This is a genomic window from Odoribacter sp. N15.MGS-14, from assembly GCF_000980245.1.
Taxonomy (GTDB): Bacteria; Bacteroidota; Bacteroidia; order Bacteroidales; family Marinifilaceae; genus Odoribacter; species Odoribacter splanchnicus.
Genome location: NZ_LARE01000164.1, coordinates 1 through 1144 on the forward strand (window position 1 = coordinate 1; position 1144 = coordinate 1144).

Sequence of the window (1144 nt, forward strand, 5' to 3'; positions counted from 1 at the left end):
GAAGCTGGATTCGCTAGTAATCGCGCATCAGCCACGGCGCGGTGAATACGTTCCCGGGCCTTGTACACACCGCCCGTCAAGCCATGAAAGCCGGGGGTACCTGAAGTGCGTAACCGCGAGGAGCGCCCTAGGGTAAAACTGGTGATTGGGGCTAAGTCGTAACAAGGTAGCCGTACCGGAAGGTGCGGCTGGAACACCTCCTTTCTGGAGTGACGTCTCGACTCGATCGTTGGTTCTTGAAGTTATGCTTCCATAAGAACCTCTTGTACTGCGCGTACTTGTTTATTAAAATATACGAGAAAAGTAGAAGCCGAGCCGTAAGGCGAGGGTTTGACTGACAGTCCTATAGCTCAGTTGGTTAGAGCGCTACACTGATAATGTAGAGGTCGGCAGTTCAACTCTGCCTGGGACTACTTCTCAGTTGGTGACCGACCGGTTACGATTTAGCGGGTCTTTCATCAATGGTGAAGGGGGATTAGCTCAGCTGGCTAGAGCACCTGCTTTGCACGCAGGGGGTCAACGGTTCGAATCCGTTATTCTCCACTTCTCAAGATTAGGAATTATCTTTAATCCTTAATCCTTGACAACGATCTTTGACATGATGTGACCAAAAAAAGTAAAGTTGAAAGCTGAAAGTATATATCGACCATACGTGATCGGTAAGACAAAAAGTAAGTAAGGGCACATGGCGGATGCCTTGGCTCTCGGAGGCGATGAAGGACGTGATAAGCTGCGATAAGCCGCGGGTAGGTGCAAATGACCTTTGATCCGCGGATTTCCGAATGGGACAACCCGATATCCTGAAGGGATATCATCCCGCAATGCGGGAGGCTAACGCAGGGAACTGAAACATCTTAGTACCTGCAGGAAAAGAAAATAAATAATGATTCCCCCAGTAGTGGCGAGCGAACGGGGAACAGCCCAAACCATCCATGTTACGGCATGTGTGGGGTTGTAGGACCACGTTGTGGCAAGAAAGTTGGTGAGCAGAATGTTCTGGAAAGTACAGCCATAGAGCATGATAGCTGCGTATGCGAAGCCAACCGAAGCCTAGTGGTATCCTGAGTAGCGCGGAGCACGAGGAATTCTGCGTGAATCTGCCGGGACCATCCGGTAAGGCTAAATACTCCCGAGAGACCGATAG

2 tRNA genes and 2 rRNA genes are annotated in these 1144 nt (G+C 50.3%); all 4 read left to right on the forward strand.

The features are described from left to right. Positions 1-204, forward strand: a 16S ribosomal RNA gene (locus WS34_RS14810); the annotation flags it as partial. Between the two features lie 135 nt (positions 205-339). Then, positions 340-413 (forward strand) — tRNA-Ile (locus tag WS34_RS14815). 56 nt (positions 414-469) lie between these two features. Next, positions 470-543: transfer RNA gene (locus WS34_RS14820), tRNA-Ala, on the forward strand. A 122-nt stretch (positions 544-665) separates the two neighbouring features. Further along, a 23S ribosomal RNA gene (locus WS34_RS14825) occupies positions 666-1144 on the forward strand; the annotation flags it as partial.